Origin of the sequence: Thioclava sp. F34-6 (assembly GCF_002213235.1) — a bacterium.
In the GTDB taxonomy this organism is placed as follows: domain Bacteria; phylum Pseudomonadota; class Alphaproteobacteria; order Rhodobacterales; family Rhodobacteraceae; genus Thioclava; species Thioclava nitratireducens.
In genome coordinates this window covers 262,712-283,768 of the sequence record NZ_NBOA01000007.1, presented here as the reverse complement: position 1 = coordinate 283,768, position 21,057 = coordinate 262,712, and the positions used below count along the sequence as shown (strand labels likewise).

20 protein-coding genes and 1 tRNA gene are annotated in these 21,057 nt (G+C 63.8%); 1 reads left to right on the top strand and 20 read right to left on the bottom strand.

Going from position 1 to position 21,057, the window contains the following annotated elements; all coding sequences use genetic code 11:
• Positions 1-15: 15 nt before the first annotated feature.
• The 7 genes from fdhF to B6V72_RS16310 all read right to left on the bottom strand — a co-directional run bounded on the left by fdhF (position 16) and on the right by B6V72_RS16310 (position 11,196).
• Positions 16-2,910: a formate dehydrogenase subunit alpha gene (gene fdhF / locus B6V72_RS16340; protein WP_088736018.1), complete on the bottom strand. Its 2,895-nt coding sequence runs from the start codon at positions 2,908-2,910 to the stop codon at positions 16-18.
• On the bottom strand, positions 2,907-4,415 hold the full coding sequence (locus tag B6V72_RS16335; protein WP_088736017.1) for a formate dehydrogenase beta subunit: 1,509 nt from the start codon (positions 4,413-4,415) through the stop codon (positions 2,907-2,909). Before B6V72_RS16335 ends, fdhF begins: the two co-directional genes overlap by 4 nt.
• Positions 4,412-4,888, bottom strand: a complete 477-nt coding sequence (locus B6V72_RS16330; RefSeq protein WP_088736016.1) for a formate dehydrogenase subunit gamma — start codon at positions 4,886-4,888, stop codon at positions 4,412-4,414. The genes B6V72_RS16335 and B6V72_RS16330 overlap by 4 nt, the downstream gene beginning before the upstream one ends.
• An 89-nt stretch (positions 4,889-4,977) precedes the next feature.
• Positions 4,978-5,862 carry a LysR family transcriptional regulator gene (locus B6V72_RS16325; protein WP_088736015.1) on the bottom strand — a complete coding sequence of 295 codons (885 nt, stop codon included), beginning with the start codon at positions 5,860-5,862 and terminating at the stop codon, positions 4,978-4,980.
• A 68-nt stretch (positions 5,863-5,930) separates the two neighbouring features.
• Positions 5,931-7,652, bottom strand: a complete 1,722-nt coding sequence (locus tag B6V72_RS16320) for an OFA family MFS transporter (RefSeq protein ID WP_075777247.1) — start codon at positions 7,650-7,652, stop codon at positions 5,931-5,933.
• A 247-nt stretch (positions 7,653-7,899) separates the two neighbouring features.
• Positions 7,900-9,840 carry an ATP-binding protein gene (locus tag B6V72_RS16315; protein ID WP_088736014.1) on the bottom strand — a complete coding sequence of 647 codons (1,941 nt, stop codon included), beginning with the start codon at positions 9,838-9,840 and terminating at the stop codon, positions 7,900-7,902.
• A gap of 3 nt (positions 9,841-9,843) precedes the next feature.
• A complete protein-coding gene (locus B6V72_RS16310) occupies positions 9,844-11,196 on the bottom strand; it encodes a sigma-54 dependent transcriptional regulator (protein WP_088736013.1) in 1,353 nt (450 codons plus the stop codon).
• A 177-nt stretch (positions 11,197-11,373) separates the two neighbouring features.
• On the opposite strand from B6V72_RS16310, the gene B6V72_RS16305 reads away from it, so the two are divergent.
• Positions 11,374-12,027, top strand: a complete 654-nt coding sequence (locus B6V72_RS16305) for a hypothetical protein (RefSeq protein ID WP_146696212.1) — start codon at positions 11,374-11,376, stop codon at positions 12,025-12,027.
• A 470-nt stretch (positions 12,028-12,497) separates the two neighbouring features.
• Here the strand turns inward: B6V72_RS16305 and B6V72_RS16295 are convergent.
• From B6V72_RS16295 to murA, 13 genes are all read right to left on the bottom strand, one after another.
• Positions 12,498-12,573: transfer RNA gene (locus B6V72_RS16295), tRNA-Phe, on the bottom strand.
• 99 nt (positions 12,574-12,672) lie between these two features.
• Entirely contained in the window at positions 12,673-12,864 is a 192-nt protein-coding gene (gene yacG, locus B6V72_RS16290) for a DNA gyrase inhibitor YacG (protein ID WP_088720315.1), read from the bottom strand.
• Positions 12,861-13,913 (bottom strand): ribonuclease E/G, encoded by a 1,053-nt coding sequence (locus B6V72_RS16285; protein WP_088736011.1) that lies wholly within the window; start codon positions 13,911-13,913, stop codon positions 12,861-12,863. The genes yacG and B6V72_RS16285 overlap by 4 nt, the downstream gene beginning before the upstream one ends.
• Positions 13,913-14,482, bottom strand: coding sequence for a Maf family protein (locus B6V72_RS16280; protein ID WP_075775994.1), 570 nt, complete (start codon positions 14,480-14,482; stop codon positions 13,913-13,915). Before B6V72_RS16280 ends, B6V72_RS16285 begins: the two co-directional genes overlap by 1 nt.
• Positions 14,479-14,697 carry a translation initiation factor IF-1 gene (gene infA, locus B6V72_RS16275; RefSeq protein WP_010397442.1) on the bottom strand — a complete coding sequence of 73 codons (219 nt, stop codon included), beginning with the start codon at positions 14,695-14,697 and terminating at the stop codon, positions 14,479-14,481. The genes B6V72_RS16280 and infA overlap by 4 nt, the downstream gene beginning before the upstream one ends.
• Positions 14,698-14,785: 88 nt before the next feature.
• On the bottom strand, positions 14,786-15,673 hold the full coding sequence (locus B6V72_RS16270) for a carbon-nitrogen hydrolase family protein (protein ID WP_088736064.1): 888 nt from the start codon (positions 15,671-15,673) through the stop codon (positions 14,786-14,788).
• An 8-nt stretch (positions 15,674-15,681) separates the two neighbouring features.
• Entirely contained in the window at positions 15,682-16,263 is a 582-nt protein-coding gene (locus tag B6V72_RS16265; RefSeq protein WP_088736010.1) for a GNAT family N-acetyltransferase, read from the bottom strand.
• Complete coding sequence (locus tag B6V72_RS16260; RefSeq protein WP_075775992.1) at positions 16,263-16,670, bottom strand: ketosteroid isomerase-related protein; 408 nt, start codon at positions 16,668-16,670, stop codon at positions 16,263-16,265. The genes B6V72_RS16265 and B6V72_RS16260 overlap by 1 nt, the downstream gene beginning before the upstream one ends.
• 4 nt (positions 16,671-16,674) lie before the next feature.
• Complete coding sequence (locus tag B6V72_RS16255) at positions 16,675-17,127, bottom strand: low molecular weight phosphatase family protein (protein ID WP_075775991.1); 453 nt, start codon at positions 17,125-17,127, stop codon at positions 16,675-16,677.
• A gap of 5 nt (positions 17,128-17,132) precedes the next feature.
• Complete coding sequence (locus B6V72_RS16250; RefSeq protein WP_075775990.1) at positions 17,133-17,609, bottom strand: UPF0262 family protein; 477 nt, start codon at positions 17,607-17,609, stop codon at positions 17,133-17,135.
• Complete coding sequence (gene hisD / locus B6V72_RS16245) at positions 17,609-18,922, bottom strand: histidinol dehydrogenase (protein ID WP_088736009.1); 1,314 nt, start codon at positions 18,920-18,922, stop codon at positions 17,609-17,611. Before hisD ends, B6V72_RS16250 begins: the two co-directional genes overlap by 1 nt.
• A gap of 137 nt (positions 18,923-19,059) precedes the next feature.
• Complete coding sequence (locus B6V72_RS16240) at positions 19,060-19,539, bottom strand: DUF2948 family protein (protein ID WP_088736008.1); 480 nt, start codon at positions 19,537-19,539, stop codon at positions 19,060-19,062.
• 51 nt (positions 19,540-19,590) lie between these two features.
• Complete coding sequence (gene murA, locus B6V72_RS16235) at positions 19,591-20,859, bottom strand: UDP-N-acetylglucosamine 1-carboxyvinyltransferase (RefSeq protein WP_075775987.1); 1,269 nt, start codon at positions 20,857-20,859, stop codon at positions 19,591-19,593.
• Positions 20,860-21,057: the final 198 nt, after the last annotated feature.

Below are 21,057 nucleotides of genomic sequence, written 5' to 3'. Positions count from 1 at the left end.
CATGCGTCCACATACTCATTCCGCCGCGGGCAGGATGCGGCGCGAGCGTTCGGCCTGTGCCGCGTAATCCTCCTGCCAGTCCGTCGGCCCGTTCGAGGGCGAGACCTGCACCGCCGTTACCTTGTATTCCGGGCAGTTGGTGGCCCAGTCGGAATAGTCGGTGGTGATGACGTTGGCCTGCGTATCGGGGTGGTGGAAGGTGGTGTAGACAACGCCAGGGCTGACGCGATCAGTCACCTTTGCCTTCAACGTCGTCTCGCCCGACCGCGAGGCCAGCTTTACCCAGTCACCATCGTTCAGGCCACGGTTCTCGGCATCATGCGGGTGGATCTCCAGCACGTCGCCGTCATGCCACACCACGTTGTCGGTGCGCCGGGTCTGGGCCCCCACATTGTATTGCGACAGGATGCGCCCGGTGGTCAGCAGCAGCGGGAAGCGTGGGCCGGTCTTCTCGTCTGTGGCCACGTATTCGGTGACGATGAAACGCCCCTTACCCCGCACGAAGCCGTCGACATGCATCAACGGTGTGCCCTCCGGGTGGTCTTCGTTGCAGGGCCATTGGATGGAGCCCTTTTCCTCCAGAAGGGCGTAGTCCACACCCGCAAAAGAGGGCGTCGTCGCAGCGATCTCGTCCATGATCTGGCTGGGATGGGTATAAGACCACCCTGCCCCCATGGCATTCGCCAAGAGTTGCGTGACTTCCCAGTCAGCGTAGCCATTCTTGGGTGCCATGACCCGACGCACGCGATTGATGCGGCGTTCGGCGTTGGTGAAGGTTCCGTCCTTCTCGAGGAAGGTCGATCCCGGCAGGAAGACATGGGCGTAATTCGCCGTCTCGTTCAGGAAGAGGTCATGCACGATAACGCAGTCCATAGCCGCCAACCCGGCCGCCACATGTTTGGTGTCGGGGTCGGATTGCAGGATGTCCTCGCCCTGACAATAGAGCCCCTTGAAGCTGCCCTCGACTGCCGCATCCAGCATGTTGGGGATGCGCAGGCCGGGCTCCGGGTCGATCTGAACGCCCCAGGTGGTTTCGAAAATCTCGCGCACCTCGGGCAGTTTCACGTGGCGATAGCCCGGCAGCTCGTGCGGGAAGGACCCCATGTCGCACGAGCCCTGCACGTTGTTCTGCCCGCGCAGCGGATTCACGCCCACACCGGGACGGCCGATATTGCCGGTCAGCATTGCGAGGTTGGCAATCCCCATAACGGTGGTCGAGCCCTGCGAATGCTCGGTCACGCCCAGCCCGTAATAGATCGCGCCGTTGCCGCCACGGGCAAAGGTGCGGGCCGCAGCACGCAGTTCCTCGGCGGGAACGCCGGTCAGAAGCTGGGTCGCCTCGGGGCTGTGTCGGGCCTCCGAGACGAACTCGGCATAGACCTGGAATTCGTCCCAGTCACACCGTTCGCGGATGAACGCCTCGTCCATCAGGCCTTCGGTGACGATCACGTGTGCCAGGGCGGTGACGACGGCGACGTTGGTGCCCGGCGTCAGGGCCAGATGATGAGAGGCCTCGATATGCGCCGATTTCACAAGGTCGATGCGGCGTGGGTCGATCACGATCAGCTTGGCCCCGGCGCGCAGGCGCTTTTTCAGGCGGCTGGCGAAGACCGGATGGCCATCGGTCGGGTTCGCGCCGATGACGATCACCACATCGGTTTGCTCGACGCTGTCGAAATCCTGTGTGCCAGCGCTGGTGCCAAAGGTCTGGCCCAGCCCGTAGCCGGTCGGCGAATGGCAGACGCGGGCGCAGGTGTCGGTGTTGTTGTTGCCAAACACCGCGCGGGTCAGTTTCTGCACGAGGAAGGTTTCCTCGTTGGTGCAGCGGCTGGAGGTGATCACTCCGATGGACTTCTTGCCATAGGTGTCCTGCAACGCGCGCAGGCGGTTCGCGGCAAAGGTCAGCGCCTCGTCCCAGCTGACTTCGCGCCACGGCTCGTCGATGGTGTCGCGGATCATCGGGTTGAGGATGCGGTCGCGGTGGTTGGCATAGCCATAGGCAAAGCGGCCTTTGACGCAGCTGTGCCCGCGATTGGCCTTGCCGTGCTTGTAGGGGACCATCCGAACGAGATCGTCGCCCTGCATTTCCGCCTTGAACGAGCAGCCCACGCCGCAATAGGCGCAGGTGGTCACGACGGACCGATCCGGCGTGCCCATCTCGATGATGGATTTTTCCTGCAAGGTCGCGGTCGGGCAGGCCTGCACGCAGGCTCCGCAGGACACGCAATCCGACGACAGGAAGTCATCGCCGGCGCCACCCGCCGACACGCGGCTGTCAAACCCGCGCCCCGCGATGGTCAGAGCAAAGGTGCCCTGCACCTCTTCGCAGGCGCGGACGCAGCGGCTGCAGACGATGCACTTGGACGGATCGTAGCTGAAATAGGGGTTGGAGTCGTCCTTGGGCAGCCATTCGGGATTGGCCTCGCCGCTGGTGTTGCGGGCGGAGAAGTGATTGGCCAAGCCGCCGTTTTCCGGCGCCTTGTAGCGCACGTCGCGCAGCCCGACAGCGCCCGCCATGTCCTGCAACTCGCAGTCGCCATTGGCCGAGCAGGTCAGGCAGTCCAGCGGATGGTCGGAGATATAAAGCTCCATCACACCCTTGCGGATCTTGCGCACCTTGGTCGAGTTGGTGTCCACCACCATGCCCGGCGCGACCGGCGTCGTGCAGGACGCCGGGGTGCCCCGGCGGCCTTCGATTTCCACAGCGCAAAGGCGGCAGGATCCGAACGCCTCAAGATTGTCCGAAGCACAGAGTTTGGGGATTTGGATGCCGATTTCGGCAGCGGCGCGCAGCACCGACGTGCCCTCGGGCACCGTGACCTCGAACCCGTCGATGGTCAGGGTGACCGGCTTGCCCTTCCTGGCGGGTGTGCCCATGTCGCGGTCGACTGGAATGATGAAATCCTTCATTCGGCGGCCTCCTTCAGGCGAGCGAAATCGTCGGGGAAATGGGTGACGGCGGACATGACCGGAAACGGCGTAAAGCCTCCCAGCGCGCAGAGCGAACCGTCCTTCATCGTCTCGCACAGGTCGGCCAGCAGCGGCAGCGCGTCGGCGTCGCCCTGTGCGATGCGGTCGATGGTTTCGACACCGCGCACCGCGCCGATCCGGCAGGGGGTGCATTTGCCACAGCTTTCGATGGCGCAGAACTCCATCGCGAAGCGCGCCATGCCCAGCATGTCGGTGGTGTCGTCAAAGACGGTCAGGCCCGCATGGCCGATCAACCCGCCCGCCGCGTCGAACTCCTCGTAGCCCAGCAGTGTGTCGAACTTGCTGAGCGGCATGTAGGCCCCCAGCGGCCCGCCAACCTGCACCGCCTTGACCGGACGGCCCGACAGAGTGCCGCCCCCGAGATCGTTGACCACCTCTCCGAGGCTGATGCCAAAGGCGGTTTCGAACAGCCCACCGCGCGCCACGTTGCCTGCGATCTGCAGCGTCACGGTCCCACGCGACCGGCCAAGGCCGAAATCGGCGTAAGCCTGCGCGCCCTTTTCGAAGATTACCGGCACCGTAGCGAGGCTGATGACGTTGTTAACCACGGTCGGGCGTCCAAGGAACCCCTCGAGCGCGGGCAGCGGCGGCTTGGCACGGACCACGCCGCGCTTACCTTCGAGCGAGTTGAGCAATGACGTTTCCTCGCCGCAGACATAGGCGCCCGCGCCTTTGCGGATTTCCATGTCGAAGGCGCGGCCAGAGCCCAGAACGTCAGGGCCCAGCAGCCCCTCGGCCCGGGCGACCTCCACCGCACGGGTCATCACGGCAATCGCGTCAGGATATTCCGAGCGCAGGTAGACGTAGCCCTTGGTGGCACCGACGCCGATCCCGGCGATGGTCATGCCCTCGATCAGGGTAAAGGGGTCGCCTTCCATCAGCATGCGGTCGGCAAAGGTCGCGCTGTCGCCTTCGTCGGCGTTGCAGACGATGTATTTCTGCGGCGCGTCAGCATCGTGCACGGTCTGCCACTTGATGCCGGTCGGGAAGCCAGCGCCACCCCTTCCGCGCAGGCCGGACGTCTTGACTTCGTCAACGATCTCCTGCCCGGTCATCGCCAGCGCGCGGCGCAGCCCGGCAAGGCCACCATGCGCCCGATAATCGGCCAGCGACAGCGGATCGATCACGCCGACACGGGCAAAGGTGAGGCGGGTCTGGCGCTTCATCCAGTCAAGGTTTTCGACCGGGCCAAGCGCCTTGGCGCTGCTACCATCCAGAATACCCGCCACATCGGACGGCTCGGCAGGACCAAAACCGTGGCGCACGCCATCCACTTCGACCTCGACCAGCGGTTCCAGCCAGATCATCCCGCGTGAGCCGGTCCGCACGATCTGTGCCTCGGGGGCCGCAGCGCGCAGGGCGGAAACCACTTCCTCGGCCCCCAGTGCCTTGGCCGCGCTGTCCATCGGAACGTAAATTTTCATGCGTCCATCTCCGCCAGCAGCTTGTCCAGTTTCGCGGCATCGACGCGCCCCACCACCCGGTCATCCACCATCGCGGCGGGCGCACAGGCACACATCCCAAGGCAATAAACCGGCTCGATCGTCACCGCGCCATTGGCGGTGGTGTCGTGCCATTCGAGCCCCAGCTTGGCCAGCAGCGCATCGGCCACCGCCGCGCCGCCAACCGACCGGCAGGCCTCGGCGCGACAGATTTTCAGAACATGACGCCCGGCGGGCTTTTCGCGGAAGTCATGGTAAAAAGTAATCACGCCATGCAATTCGGCGCGGGTGACGTTCAGGGCATCACAGATCGACCCGTGAGCCTGCGTGGGGATATACCCGAACGCCTCCTGCAAAGCATGCAGCATCGGCAGAAGCGGCCCTTCGAGGGCGCGGTGGGCGTCGACGATCCGAGCGATCTCGTCGCCGTCGATAACGGTGGCAGGCTGGGCCATGGCTGTCGTCCTCCAATTTGGCATACGTTGGCACACGGTGGGGAGCGCTGATCAATAACGGCGTTCCGTGGGGCGATAGGGATTTTGGATCAAGCGGCGGGCAGGCGCCGGGCTTCGGCTAGAAGCGCCGACAGAACGGGGGTTCGCGGGTCACGCTGCGGCAGGATCAGCGCGACCTTCTGTGGCCGCGACGCGCCTTCGAGCGGCACCAGTGCGACGTCCTTGCCGCCCGCGACGAACTCGGCCACGTCCTGGGGCAGCACGGTCATGCAGTGGCCCGACGCCACGCTCGCGACCAGCGCGATGATGGAATTCGCCTCGATACAGGTCGCCGGGGTCACGCCGCTTTCGGCAAAGAGCCGATTGATGATCCGCCGGTTCTGCATGTCAGGTGTCAGCAGTGCCAGCGTCTGCCCTTTCAGGTCGGACCACGACATCTTGGGCTTATCCGCAAATGGAGAATTGCGGGCACAGACGAGTATATAGCTTTCGTCATAGAGTTCTGCAGTATCGACCCGGCCGAGAGGCTCGTTTTCCAAGTAGGAAATCCCGGCATCGGCCTCGAAATCGTCGAGCATTTGCAGGATCTCGCGCGAGTTGCGCGACAGGATGGTGAAGCGCACGCCCGGATGACGCTTGGCGAAGGTGGTGCAAAGCCGCCCGGCCCAGGTCTGCGCTGTGGGGATCACCGCCAGCCGCACCTCGCCAGTCAAGCCGTGCCGACTGTTCCGCATCTCGTCTTGCAATTGCCGCGCATCATCGACGATGCGCTTCGCCCAGAACAAGGCGGTCTGGCCTTCAGGTGTCAGCCCGCCAAACCGCGAGCCACGATGCACCAGCTGCACGCCCAGCTGCGCTTCCAGCTGCTTGATCCCGGCGGACAGCGTCGGTTGCGCGATATTCATCCGCTCGGCCGCACGCCCGAAATGCCCCTCTTTGGCCAGCGCGATGAACATTTCCAGCTTGTCCAGCATCGGCGGTCTTTCCTGCGGCGCTCTCATAGAAGGCCGGGGCGCGCAACGCACGCCCCGGCCCGATTTCATCATTCACCCGGAACGGCTTGCAGTTCCGGTTCGTCGTGGTGGTGGTGTTCCTTGACGGGCTTCATCATCAGGTTGGCAAAGAACGCCACGACCAACAGCGCCGCCATGCAATACATGGTGGTGTTGTAGAGCGACGGGGTCGGGTCAATCGTGCCGGCGGGCGCGATTTCCATCAGCTTGGCGATAGTCACGGTCTTGGCCGCGGCCAGCTGATCCAATTGCGTCAACGGGGCGCCGAATTTCTCGGCAAAGGCCGCCGGATCGACCTTGGCGGCCAGATCCTGGATCGCGTTCGTCACCGACATCTGCCGCAGCGAGGTGATGGCCAGTGGCCCCAGCACGCCCGCGGTGGACCACGCCGTCAGCAGCCGCCCGTGGATGCCGCCCACATGCATGGTTCCGAACATGTCCGCGAGGTATGCCGGGATCGTCGCGAACCCGCCGCCATACATCGAGAAGATGATCATCGTCGCGGCGTAGAAGCCGATCAGGTAGACGATCGACGGGTTGGTGGCCACGGCTGTGGCGAAATAGGGGATCGACAGATACAGGATCGTGCCCAAGACGAAGAAGCACATGTATGTCGCCTTGCGCCCGATGTAGTCCGAGGTCGACGCCCAGAAGAAACGCCCCACCATATTGAAGACCGAGATCATCAGCACGTAGGTCGAGGCGAACGCTGCCGTGACCACCAACGGCATCACCGTGCCGAAGATTTCCGACATCATGGTTTTGGCCACGCCGATCACGCCGATACCGGCGGTCACGTTGAAGCACAGCATGAGCCACATCTGCCAGAACTGCGGCGTTTTCAGCGACTGATCGATATGGACGTTGTTTTGAGACACCATGCCCGAGGCGACGGGCTTGGGCTGCCATCCGGCGGGCTTCCAGTCTTCGGCAGGCACGCGATACTGGAACGAGGCCAGGATCATGACGATGAAATAGACGATGCCCAGCGTCATGAAAGTCTGTGCCGCCCCCGTATTGCCGGTGCCCACGACATAGACACCCGCCTGACCACCGAAATCCGCTGCTTGCGCGGCACTGGCCACCACGACCTCGACCTTGCCCGCGGCGGTTTCGGCAAAGACACGACCGTTCTCGACCACGGTCGCGACAGCGTCTCGCGCGCCGAGGAAGTCGGGGGCTTTCTGGAACACGCCCAACAGCCAGCCTTGAACCGGAGCCGCGATCATCGCGCCGCCGCCGAAGCCCATGATCGCCATGCCCGTCGCCATGCCCCGCCGGTCGGGGAACCAGCGGATCAGCGTCGACACCGGCGAGACATAGCCCAGCCCCAGCCCGCAACCGCCCAGCACGCCGTAACCCAGATAGATCAGCCAAAGCTGGTGCGCGGCGATGCCGAACGAGCCGATGATGAAACCGCCGCCCCAAAGGAACGCGGCCACCACGCCGACCATGCGCGGCCCGACGTCTTCCAGCCACTTGCCCGCGAAGGCCGCGGCGAGGCCCAGAAACACGATCGCGACCGAGAAGATCCAGACGACCGAGCTCAGCGACCAGTCTTCGGCGGCGGGCGCGACCACGCCCAACGCGCGGGTCAGCGCCGGGTTGAACACCGACCAGGCGTAGACGGAGCCGATGCACAGATGAATGGCGATGGATGCCGGCGGAACCCGCCAGCGGTTGAAACCGGGTTCGGCGACGATGTGGCTTTTGTGCAGAAAGCCCAGCGCCCCGCCAGAAGCGTTGCTCATGTAGTTTCCTCCCATGTTCTTGACAGAACGCCCCGGTCTCCTCCCCGAGCCGCTCCGGCGGCATGCAACGGCATGCGCGGACATAAGCAGGCAATTCAGTCCTTGCGTTGTCAAGAAAATTATTATTTGTTATCAGCTACTTATGAGGACACAATGTCCTGCCACGCTCTCTCGCTTTCGAATAAGTTGGACATTTTGTCCCAGCCCACGCAACGCGGGTCCGCGAAATCTGGTCATTGTGTCCGGATCAGTCGGCAACAGCGGCGGGCAGGACGATTTCAAACCGGCTGCCACCTCCGGGCATCGAGCGCACGGAAATCCGTCCGCCGGCGCGACTCACGAGTTGCTGGCTGATCGACAGGCCCAGTCCCGTGCCCTGCGCCTGCTTGGTGGTGAAGAACGGGTCGAAGATGCGCGGCAGGACCGACGGGTCGATGCCGGTGCCGGTATCCTCTACGCTCAGAATGACCTCGCCGGCTTCCTCGGCCGTGGCCACGCGAAGTGTCCCGCCGCCGGGCATGGCTTGGACTGCGTTCAGAATCAGGTTGACGATGACCTGCTGCAATTCCGTCCGCGACATATGTACCTGCGACTTGCTCTCGGTCTCAACCACACTCGTGATGCCCGCCGCCTGAATCTGGTGCCGGGTCAAGACGAGGCAATCACGGGCTACTTGCGAGAGGTTCACCAGCCTGTCTGCGCCGGAATACTCCTCGGGGCGCGCGAAATGCAGCAGCTTCGAGACGATGACACCGATGCGGTAGACTTGGTCGTCGATCAGGCGGAACTCTTCTTCGGCCCGGCGGCCGTCCTCGCCAAGGTTGCTGCGCGCAAGGTCCAAATTGCCTTGGATCACCGCGACCGGATTGTTGATTTCATGCGCGACAGAAGCCGTGATCTCGCCCACGGCGGCCAGTTTCTCGGAGATGATCAGACGTTCGGTAGTTCGCTCCAGCCGCTGGTTGGCCTCGTGCAACTCGCGGGTGCGCTCCTCCACGCGGTGCTCCAGCGTCTCACCCCATTGTCGCAGCTCGCGGTCGCGTTGTTGGAGCCGGTCTAGCAGGCTATCGAAATGTCGCGCGACCTGTGCGATCTCACCATCCGTTTCGACCGGAGCGTTGCGTGCCCCCAGATCGCCGCTTTCCACCCGGTCGATGGTGCGGGTCATTCCTTCGAGCGGGCGAAAGATACGCCGGGCCCATCGCAGGAAAACTGGAACCGACGCCAGTGCGATGAACAGGAACGCAAGGCTCAGCGTGATGACCGAATTGCGCTTGGCCGCGCTGAACGGCGCTTCGAGAAAGCCGACATAAAGCATCCCGACCGGTGTGCCGAAACTGTCGAGAACGGGTTCATAGGCCGAGATATACCAGTCATTGACGACAAAGGCGCGATCCAGCCAGATGTATCCTTCGCCCAGAACCCGTGCGCGAACCGCGGCAGAGACACGCGTTCCCAGCGCCCGCACATTCTCAAAGAGGCGGACATTAGTGGAAATACGCACGTCATCCAAAAACAGCGTCGCCGTGCCTTGGCTGCCCTCGGGCAGGCTTTCGGCGCGGTAGACGAGTGCGTTGATCGTATCGATGAAACCGAGGTTCCGGTTCAGCAGGACGCCCCCCGCCAAGGCCACCCGCGTCCCGTCCGGAAGCGTCAGCGGGGCGGCTGAATGAATGACCATGCCGCGCGTCTCGACGGTGCGCTCCGTGGGCACCGCGCCGCGGGTGGGAACCAAGGGAATTTCCGCTTGCGCAGCCAGATCGGGGGATATCGCTGCCAAGGTATCTGCATCGAACACGTCGATCTTGCTTTGCCACTTCCCATCGAGCGCATCTTTTATGACGGGCCACGTCGTATCCCGCGTGATATGCAGGAAATCGAGCCCGAGCCGCGCACGTTCCTCCTCCAGGAAGGCGTCGGCCGTGCCATTCTCGAGCGCGGTTTGCAGCGCCACAGACCGCGCGACGGCATCGATATGCTCACCAGAGGTCTCAACCAGCCGCCCGAGATATTGATCCGCGATGGTCAGGTCGCCGGTGACCTTGTTGAGCAGGATCGCGTCCACCTTGCCCGACCAGCGCCAGATGGTGCCGCCCAGCAAGACCGGCAAGAGCACAAGCATCGGCAGCAGCGCGATCACCAGCAAGCGCACGCGGACCGATCGCAAGGCTTTGGGCGCGCGCAGCATTACCTACAGGCCCCAGGTCGCGCATTTTCGGTCAATCGTCTTGCGCGAGACACCCAAGCGCCGCGCGGCCTCGGCCCTGTTACCGCCAAGCGCCTCGAGAGCGCGAAGAATTTCGCGCTTTTCCATGTCCTCCAGTGGCGCAATTTCGCCCGGCGCAATGGCGTCCCCGAGCGTTTCCAGCGGGAACCGCCCAAAGATCAGCGCGCGCTCGACGAAATTGTGCAGCTCACGAATATTTCCAGGCCAGTCGTGGCGCAGCATGGCCGACCTGACTGCGGAGGTCATCTCGACCATCGGTAGGTTGAGCGCTGCCGCGATTTCGGTCTGGAACAGCTCGGCGAGGTCCAGAACATCGGTGCCGCGATCCTTGAGAGGGGGCATGGCCACCTCGATGACGTTAATGCGAAACAGCAGGTCCTCGCGGAAATGACCCTCTTGGACAGCCTTTTGCAGCGACTTGCTGGACGCGATGACAAAGCGCAGGTCCAGTTGCACGTCGCGACCGGTGCCGATGGGTCGGATCACGCCGTCTTCGAGCACGCGCAGAAGCGCCGTCTGCGCGTTTGCGCTCAACTCGCTGACATCGTCGAGGAAAACGGTCCCTCCCGAGGCCTGAGCAAGCAATCCCTCGCGTCCGGCCTGTGCGCCGTTAAAGGCTCCGGCGCCGTGACCGAACAATTCGTATTCGATCATGTCCGCCGGGATGGCGCCGCACTGGATCGCGACGAATGGGGACGCGCCGCGCCCGGACCGGCCATGCAGATGGCGCGCGGCGACTTCTTTGCCCGACCCGGACGGGCCGGTGATGAGCACCGGCGTCGACAAGGGTGCCACGCGCTCCAACAGCGCTCGGACCTCAGCAATTACAGGCGAGGCCCCGATCAGTTCCTTGCGGCGATTGCCGCTGGCGGCCGTCTCCAGTTCCCGCCGCAAAAGCGCATTTTCGCGTCTCAACTTCGCCAGTTCCAGACACTTGCGCAGAGCGTTCAGGATCTGGTTCGAGCGGAAAGGTTTGATCAGGAAGTCCGAGGCACCCGCACGCATGGCCTCGATCGCCGTCTGCAAATCGGCATAGGCCGTTATCAGGATCGTATCGGTAAAGCCGCCCTTGGAGCGCTGCGCCTGAAGCCAGTCGAGACCTTTCTGCCCCGGCATGATATTGTCGAGAACCATTATGTCATATTGGCGCACCGCGAGCATCGCTTCGGCGGCGCGGGTGTCTTCTGCGCTGTCCACATGGCGTGCGAGGGGATTCAGCGTGTTGACGAGGAAATGTCGCATCCCCGGCTCGTCATCGACGATGAGAATACGCGCCGCCCTGAGCGGATCGCTCCCGTCTTCGGGCGCTTGCAGCATGCATTCCTCCCAATTGCTGCGGCCAGAAGACTATGCAATTTCCTGCAAGTTTTCCCGCACACTATATCTCATGCGCCAAACGGTCAGAAATTCAAGGCTGGCATTCCTTTTTTCGGAAGCGCATTTATCGGCAAGCTTTACCTTTCGCGGCGAATGTCGGCACACTACGGATATTTCATGACACGTATTCTCCTTCTTGCTGCGGCTTTGTCCGGCCTGCTGGCCGGACCGGCTGCGGCCGAAAAGCAAATCTACAATGTCACGCTGGGCCGCCGCCCCTTGGGCTCGCTGCAATTCGAAGGACAAGGCAGCAATGCGACGCTGCGGCTATCGCTCGACAACACGCCGTTCGGCTTGGACGACGGAACCTTCGAGGCGGTGACGCAGGCCAAAGGTAAGGAGGTCGATTACCTTGGGACGAGCCGGGGCAGCGAAACACGCGATATCGCGATCGTCCGTAAAGCGGACACCGTGACTGCCGTGACAATTACCCCACACTCTGAAATGACGGAGATGACGGACGCCGGAAAAGTTCCCCCCGGCGTGATCTCCCCGACCGAATTCTTCGCAAAGCTGGCAAACGGTGAAACCTGTCCTTCGCCGATGGCCATGTATGATGGCCGACGCGTGGTTCAGATGGCCACGACGGCGAAGAAGCAAAACGATGACACGGTGATCTGCGACATGTCCTACAAAGTTGCGATGGGGCCTGGGTATGTCTTTCCGTTTTACTTCAAGTCGTTCGATGTGCAGCTTGCTTATACCGCCCGCAAGCTCGCCACATTCGCCATGAGTGCCGGTGGGTTCACGGTGCGCCTGATCCGGCAGTAGCCACAAGCCGCAGAAAGTTCAGCCCATAGAAACCTAGAAGTCTTCGACGCATGGCAGCTGCGGGCGCTATGAACGGCGGCCCAAATAATCAGATCGCTATAGCCTCGGAAATCGCGAGGTCTTCTTCGAGTTCGAAACCAGACTATCGAGTGCCGTCCATCTTCGTGCGACCGAGCAGTCGAACCGCGCGCTGATTTCCTGTCTTAAGGTGGATCCGCGCAACTTTGGTCCGGCAGAAAGAATGCGTGGCGAATGAAGCAGGCGCGCAGACCTGACAATCTTGCCTTCGACGTGCCGCGCAAGGGAAGCGAACTCCTCAGAAGATTCGGTGCCCGACCCGCATGACGTGTCGGATATCTGGTAGTTTGGGGAAAGGAGCCCCGGCGGAGTCCCAGGCCAATTTCGACCGAAATGCCAGCAGACCCAACGCAAGGTAAGGCAAAAGCTTCGCTAAATATCAGGTATTTAAGTGGTGCCCGGAGGCGGATTCGAACCACCGACACGCGGATTTTCAATCCGCTGCTCTACCAACTGAGCTATCCGGGCACTTCGACCTTTCGGTCTTGGTGGAGCGGTTACTAGACGAGGGCGCGGGGGGTGTCCAGAGGGATTTCGCAGAAAATTCCGCGATCTTGCGAAAGGTTTTCAGTGCGGCTTGCCGGGGGGCAAATCATCGCCCGCGAGGCCGGTCGGCGCGCGCTCTTCTTCCTCGGCGATATCGCCGGGAATGACGTAGGAGCCGTTCAGCCAGCGCGCCAGATCGACGTCGGCACAGCGCTTTGAACAGAAGGGGCGGTATTTCGGGTCGGCCTCCTTGCCGCAGATTGGGCAGCTCATATCGCCTCCGTCGTCTGGCCCCGCAAGAGACGTGCGAGCGGCACGCGGTCGCGCTTGCGTTGCATCTCGAAATTGCCCAGCGGCGTCCAGCCTGCGAGCGAGGTCTCTGGCTCGCCTTTTACGGCGCGGCGCAGCTGCTGCTCCAGCGCCTGACGGTCGCGCTTGGGCATCGGGGCGAAGTCGATCACGACCTGCCCCCCAAGGCCGCGCAGGCGCAGCTGACGCGGCAACTCTCGGGCCGCGGCGATATTCGCCTTCAGCGCCGCGGCGGGCGACGTGTCGTTGCCCGTATTGACGTCGACCGAGATCAAGGCACGGGTCGGCTCGATCATCAGATGCGCCCCGCCCGGCAGGTCGACCCGCGGGTGCAGAAGCGCTTCGATCGCGTCGGCGACGCCGTAATCGTCGAACCCGCCTTCGATCACCTCGTCGGGCACCGGTTCGGCCCAGTCGCGCCAGGCTTCTTCATGCGGATCGGGCGCGTCGACGAGCAGCTCCGGCCCGCCTTCAGTATCGTTAGTCACGGCCTCGGCCAGCTCGCGCATCGCGGCGACATCTTCTGCCACCTCATCGAGCGCCACATGGGCCGCGGCAGAGCGCAGGATCACGCCCATATCCGAGCCTTCCATCACCGCCTCGGCTGCTGCCTGCAGATCGGCGCGCAGATTCTCTTCATGGATCCGCCGGGAGACGTTGATGCCGGGCGCGCCGGGGGTGACGATGGCGTAGCGCGACTTGAACAGCACCCGCAGCGTCACAGGCAGCGCCTTGCCGGGCTCGGTGCCGCCGGAGACCATGCAGATCACGGTCTGGCCCGGGGCGAGCCCCTTCACCTCTTTCAGGAAGCCGCGCGCGCCTTCGGGTAGATCGACGAAGACGCCGCCCTGCCCTTTCATCTGGCGACCGATCGTGCCGCGCAGAATCGCGCCGGGGGCAAAGCTGATCTCGTCGGAAGTGTCGATGATCAGGTCTTCGAGTTGCCCGTCGACCATCAGCGCCGCCGCTTCGCGACCGGCGATTTCGTCCAGCAGAACCACACGCCCCTGCATTACACTTCCCCTCGAATGCCCGCGCTTGCGAGCAGCGTTGCGGTTTCTGCGAGCGGCAACCCCACGACCGCGGTGAACGAGCCCTGGATCCACGGCACGAACGCGCCGCCGCGCCCCTGGATGGCGTAGCCACCCGCCTTGCCGTGCCACTCGCCCGAGGCGAGATAGCCGTTCACGTCCTCGTCGCTAAGCGGTTTGAACTTCACCACCGTATCGACGAGCCGCTCGCGCAGGCCCTGCGCCGTGCGGATCGCCACGGCGGTAAACACATGGTGCCGACGCCCGGAGAGCAGCCAGAGGAACTCCGCCGCCTCCTTCTCGTCTTCGGGTTTGCCCAAGATACGGCGCCCGCAGGTCACCGTTGTATCGGCGCTCAACAGCACCTCGTCGTCGGCCACATCGAGCGCCATCGCTTTCTCGCGGGCCATGCGAGCGACATAGTCGCGCGCGGCCTCGCCTTTGAACGGCGTTTCGTCGATATCGGCGGGGCGCACGTCAAAAGGCTCCAGCCCGAGCTGGGCCAGAAGCTCTCGCCGCCGCGGGCTCGCCGAGCCGAGGATCAGCTTCACTTGAAGCGGTAGTTGATACGACCCTTCGTGAGGTCGTAGGTGTTCATTTCCACCTGAACCTTGTCGCCTGCCAGAACGCGGATGCGGTTCTTACGCATCTTGCCTGCCATATGCGCGATGATCTCATGGCCGTTTTCCAGCTCGACCCGAAACGTCGCGTTAGGCAGGAGTTCCTTCACGACACCGGGAAATTCGAGCATTTCTTCCTTGGCCATGGTCACTCCGTAAATGGTTTCCCGCGCAATTCGCGGGCGAGCGTTTAAATGCGCCCGTAAGCCGCGAAATTCAAGGGGAATGTCAAGGCTAAGCGGGGTTTTCCGAGGCGATCCGGATTATTTGGGCCGCATCAGACTGCTCGGACCAATGTTTGTAGAGCAAAACAGCTCCTGCAGTCCGGCTTTGCGCGACGCGATCCAAGTCCACCGTCGCGAAGGTCCAGCCGGGTGAGTCGGGGGCCCCTTCGGCCACAATCCCGCTTTCGGGCCAAAGCCCATCGGGCGGTGCGAAGATCGCAGCCGTGCCCCGGTTCTCGTCCACCGCCGGGCACCAAAGCGCATCGCCCACGGCCGGCGCCTGAACGGTCACGCATTGGTTTTCCAGCGCCCGCGCCATCGCACCTATCCGCACCCGGTTATAGCCCGCGAGCGTGTCGGTGCAGGAGGGCACGAGGATGATCTCTGCCCCCGCCTCGGCCAGCGCGCGCGCCAGCAGGGGGAATTCGCTGTCGTAGCAGATGGTGACCCCGATCTTGCCGAGCGCGGTGTCGAAAAGCACCAGCCCCTCGCCCGCATCGACATGCCAGATCTCGCGCTCGAACCGCGTCATGATCGCCTTGTCCTGATGCCCGATCAGCCCGCCGGGACCGAACAGGCTCGCCCGGTTCACGCGTTTGGTGCCGTCGATGACGGGGCCGGAGGGGGCGAGGATATGCACGCCATGTTTTGCCGCGAGATTTGCGAACAGCGTCTCCATATCCGCGCGTAATCCGGCGACATGCGCCAGCGCGGCTTCCAGGTCAGCCGCAACCTCTGCACCGCCGAGGCTGGCCAACTCCATCGCGCCGTATTCGGGAAAAACCAGAAGCAGCGCGCCCTGCCCCGCGGCCTCGGTCACCCAAGTCGTAACCTTCGCCGCGTAGCCCGCCCAATCGTCGAACCAGTCGAGCGGATAGGCCGCCGCGGCTATCGTCACATCGCGGCTCACAGCGGGCGTCCCCAGAATTGCAGCGCCTTCTCGGTCTGCTGATCCTCACTCAAATCGGTCCATTTGAACCGCGCGATTACGCCCTCCATCGGCGCATAGCCCCGCTTGCGCCAAAACCCGTCGAGCGGGCGGTAATCGGCGGGCTTGAGCGGATGATCGTCGGGCCGGATCACCGAGCAGAAGACCGAATGACCGCGCCCCAGCTCGCGCGCATGGGCCTCGCGGTGGTCGAAGAAGGCGTGACCGAGCCCCTGCCCGCGATAGTCGGGCAGCAGCACCGACTCGGCGCAGTAGAACACGTCTACCAGCTGCAACCCGGTGCCTGCGAAAGGTGCCGCGAAATCATCGGCGTGATCTTCCAGCGGCGTGCCCGTGGCCGCTCCAACCAATGTCGTCCCGTCGAACGCGCCGACGACCACCGCCGCATCGCTCTCGCGGTAGCTCTGGATATAACGCCGCTCATACTCCAGCGAGCCGTCATAGATGTAGGGCCAGTCCCGGAAGACCGCGATCCGCAGCCGCGCCACGTCGTCAAGCGCCGCATCCAGCGCCTCACCGGTCAACCGCCGCACCTCCATCACGAAACCTGCGCGATCCAGTCTGCGAGGTTGTAATAGGTGACGACGCGCGTGATCTTGCCCTCGTCGAGCGTGAAGAACGCCCCCGCCGGCAGGACATAGCTTTGCCCATGCGCCTCGGGCAGCCCGTCATCGGTCTCCAGATAGACGCCGTTCACGATGAACTCTGCCGCACCGCGGGTGCCGGCATCGTTCGCCATGATCACCATGTCGGTCAGTTGCTCGCGATAGCAGCGGCTCATATGCGCGTTGAATTCGCGGAACGCCTCGATCCCGTGGCGGATTTTCCCCTCGTTCACATGATGCGCAAAGGGCTCGCCCAGCAGCCGCTCCATCGCCTTGGTATCGCCTTCGTTGAAGGCATCGTAGTAACGCGTGATCGTGTCGAGAGCGCGGGCGCGAGGCATGGTCTTACTCCTGAGGGGGGCCGAAACGGTCGATGAGATGACGACGGATCTGGTCGCGGGTGTCGCGATAGGCAGCGAGTTTGGCCTCGCGCGTCTCGCCAATCCCGGTCGGGTCGAGAATCGGCCAATATTCCACGTCGAGATGGAAAAACCGCGTCAGTTCCAACGCCTGACGCTGCGAGGCGGGCGAAAGTGCGATCACCAGATCGAAGGCCGACAGATCGTCGCCCCATTCCTGCAACTCGGTGAAAGAGCGCGCGCGGTGTCGCTCCAGATTGACGCCGATCTCCGCCATCACCGCGATGGTGAACCCGTCGATCTCCAGATCGGCCTTCACGCCCACTGACTGCACGTAACATTCGGTGCCGTAAAATTTCTTCATCATCCCCTCGGCCATCGGGGAGCGCGTGGAGTTATGATCGCACGCAAAAAGAACGGAGTTGGGGATCTCGCCCATTCCGATTACCTCGGGGCGAGAACGGCAACGAGGGTGAAGAGGCGCCGCGCCGTGTCGATGTCGATCTCGGCCTTGCCTTCGAGGCGTTCCTGCAGGATGCGCGCGCCTTCGTTGTGTATGCCGCGCCGCGCCATGTCGATCGCTTCGATCTGGCTGGGCGGCAGTTTCTTGACCGCCTCGAAATAGCTCTCGCAGATCTGGAAATAGTCCTTCACCGCCTGCCGGAACGGGCCGAAGGACAGATGGAACTCCGCCACTTTCGCGCCGCTCTCGGTTTCGGTGTCGAAGACCAGCCGCCGGTCGCGCACTGCCAGCGTCAACGTGAACGGCCCTTCCGGCGCGGGTTGGCCGTCACGACCCGGGATGTCGAAGCTGTTATCCTCGAGCAGGTCGTAGATCGCGACCTTGCGCTCCTGCTCGATCTCGGGCGAGGGCGCGGGAAGGCCGCTCGTGTCCAGCTGGATATGCGAAATCCGGGCCATCACCCCTCCCCTTCGTCATTGAGCGCATCGAGCCGCGCACGCACCGACAGCCCATGCGCCTCGAGGCTTTCCGATTTCGCCAGAATCTCCGCCGAAGGGCCGATCGCCTTCAGCGCGCCGGGCGTCATCTTCGCCATGGTCGTGCGCTTGATGAAATCCATCACCGAGAGGCCTGAGGAAAACCGCGCCGAGCGCGCCGTGGGCAGAACGTGGTTCGGCCCGCCAATATAGTCGCCGATCGCTTCGGGCGTGTAGGCACCAAGGAAAATGGCACCCGCGTGTGTGATCGCTTCCGCCAGCCAATCGGGATCGGCGACGCAAAGTTCCAGATGCTCGGGGGCCACCCGGTTCGACAGCTCGGCTGCCTCCATCAGATCCCGCGCGACGATCACCGCCCCGAAATCGCGCCAGCTGGCGCCCGCGATGGCGCGGCGCTCCAGCGTCTCGAGCCGTTTTTCGACCGCCGCCACAACCGCCTTGCCGAAGGCCTCGTCGGTGGTGATCAGGATCGCCTGCGCGCTCTCGTCATGCTCGGCCTGGCTCATCAGGTCGAGCGCGATCCAGTCCGGATCGCCCGTGCCGTCCGCGATCACGAGGATTTCGGACGGCCCCGCGATCATGTCGATGCCCACGCGCCCGAACACGCGGCGCTTTGCCGCCGCGACGAAAGCGTTGCCCGGCCCGGTGATCTTGTCGACCGCCGTGACCGTCTCGGTCCCGTAGGCCAGCGCTGCAATCGCCTGCGCGCCGCCCATCCGGTAAACCGTATCGACTCCCGCGAGTTGCGCCGCCAGCAGCACCAACGGGTTCACCGCCCCGCCCGGCGTCGGGCAGGCGACCACAAGCCGCTCGACGCCCGCGACCTTCGCCGGGATCGCGTTCATCAGCACCGAAGAGGGATAGCTCGCCAATCCGCCGGGCACATAGAGCCCCGCCGCCGAAACCGGTCCCCAGCGCCAGCCAAGCTCCGCCCCGCTCGCATCGATCCAGCGCGCGTCATGCGGCATCTGACGCTCGTGATAGGCGCGGATACGCTCGGCCGCCAGTTCCAGCGCCGCGCACTCCTCGGCAGGCACTTTCGCGACCTCGGCCTCGATCTCGTCGGGAGAGAAAGCCAGCGTCTCGGGCGTCAGCTCCAGCCGATCGAATTTCGCGGTCAGCTCGATCAGTGCCGCATCGCCTCGCTTGCGGATATCTGCTATGATCTCGGCCACGACAGCATCCACATCGGGACTGTCCTCGCGCTTCATCCCCAGAAGTTCGACAAACCGGGCTTCAAACCCATCTTCGCGCGTGTCCAGAAAATGCGGCATCGACAGTCTCCTTTTCCGCTTTTCGGATTAGAGACTCCCGCCCTGCCCCGCAAGCACGACGCTGCCCGCAAAGGCAATTCCAATTCGACTTGGCGAAAATATCTCCGCCGGAGGCAACCCCGGCGGCAAAACTCGGCTCACTCGGGATGATGCGGCACCTTGCCGGAGGGTGCGCGATAAGGCCGCTCCACATCACGCAGATCGACATCGAGACATTCGACATCCGCCGCCAGCGCACCATCGCCCGCCAGCGTCAGGGTCACACGCCCCGCCCCGTCTTCGGCCTCCTCGAAGGTGATATCGAGGATCGAGAGCACCACGTCGCGATCCGACCGATCGATGCCCATGCTCGCGACATGGGTGACGTCCGAGATCACCAGCAGAGAGCGCACGCGCTCGTAGGGCCGCTTCTCGGCCTCGGCCTGCTCCTTGTCTTCCCAGCGGAAGCGATTGATCAGCAGCGCGAGACGACGGGATTTCGCCTCCCACGCGATCTCGGTGATCGGCAGCACGGCGTCCTGCACCAGCGCCGCAATCACGGGCAGGTCGTCCTTGGTCTCGGCGCGCAGCGCGATCGCGCCTTCGCCACCCTCTTCGAATTTCGCGTCACGGGTCATTCGGTCACCTCTGCATTCGATATGGGGGAGATGGCGGGGATTGCCAGCCGATCAATTCGCTTTCACGCGCTCGATATGGGCGCCGACGCCCGCCAGCTTCTCCTCGACGCGCTCATAGCCGCGATCGAGGTGATAGACACGACTGACGACGGTCTCGCCCTCGGCGGCCAGCCCCGCGAGGATCAGCGACACGGAGGCCCGCAGATCGGTTGCCATCACCGGCGCGCCCTTGAGCTTGTCGACGCCATGGACCGTCGCATGGCCGCCATGGACCTCTATATTCGCGCCCATCCGCATAAGCTCGGGCGCGTGCATGAAGCGATTCTCGAAAATCTTCTCTTCCAGAACGCTGGTGCCCTCGGCGGTGCAAAGAAGCGCCATCATCTGCGCCTGAAGATCCGTCGGGAAGCCGGGGAAAGGCTCGGTCGTCACGTCGACGGCACGAATGCGGCCGTTCTTGCGCGCGACCTTGAGGCCGGTATGGGTCTGCTCGACCGAGATACCCGCCGCATCGAGCTTCTCGCAGAAGCTCTCCAGCAGATCGATTCGCCCCCCCAGACATTCCACCTCGCCGCCGCAGATCGCGGGCGCGAGCATGTAGGTGCCCAGTTCGATCCGGTCGGCGACCACCGGGTGCGTGGCGCCGTGCAGCCGATCCACGCCCTCGATCACGATCTCCGAGGTACCGTCACCCTCGATCTGCGCCCCCATTGCCCGCAGGCATTTCGCGAGATCGACGATCTCCGGCTCGCGCGCGGCGTTCTTCAGCACCGATGTGCCCTTGGCGAGCGAGGCCGCCATCAGGAAGTTCTCGGTGGCGCCGACCGAGGCGAAGCGCATCTCATGTGTCGCGCCTTTCAGTCCACCCTTCGCTTCGGCATGCAGATAGCCGTCCTTCAGCTCGATCTCCGCGCCGAGCGCCGCGAGCGCATCGACATGGATATCCATCGGACGCGCGCCAATCGCGCAACCGCCGGGCAGCGAGACGACCGCATGGCCCAGACGTGCCAGCAGCGGCCCCAGCACCAAATTCGACGCGCGCATCTTGCGCACGATTTCATAATCCGCGACCGGGTTGATCTCGCCATGGCACGAGGTTGCGAGCACCTTTCCCTCCTGCAGCGCGGTCACTTCCGCGCCGAGAGAGGCCAGCAATTCGGTCATCGTGCGGATGTCCGACAGGCGCGGCGCATTGGTCAGGGTCAGCGGCTCATCGCTCAGAAGCGTGGCCGGCATCAGCGCGAGACAGGCGTTCTTCGCCCCCGCGATCGGGATTTGGCCGGAAAGAGGCCCGTTGCCGCGTACGACGATGCTGTCCATTTCAACTGCCCTCGGATTCGTTGTTATTCGGCGGCTTGGATTCGGATTTGCGCGCGCGCGCCTGCGCCTTGCGCCGCTGCAGATTCGCCCGGAGCGCCTGCGCCCGACGCTCTTCGCGGCTCAACCCCGCCTCGCGGGACGTGCCCGATCCGTCTTTCTTACCGCCTGTCATGGCGCCCCGTTTAACCCGCCTGCGAA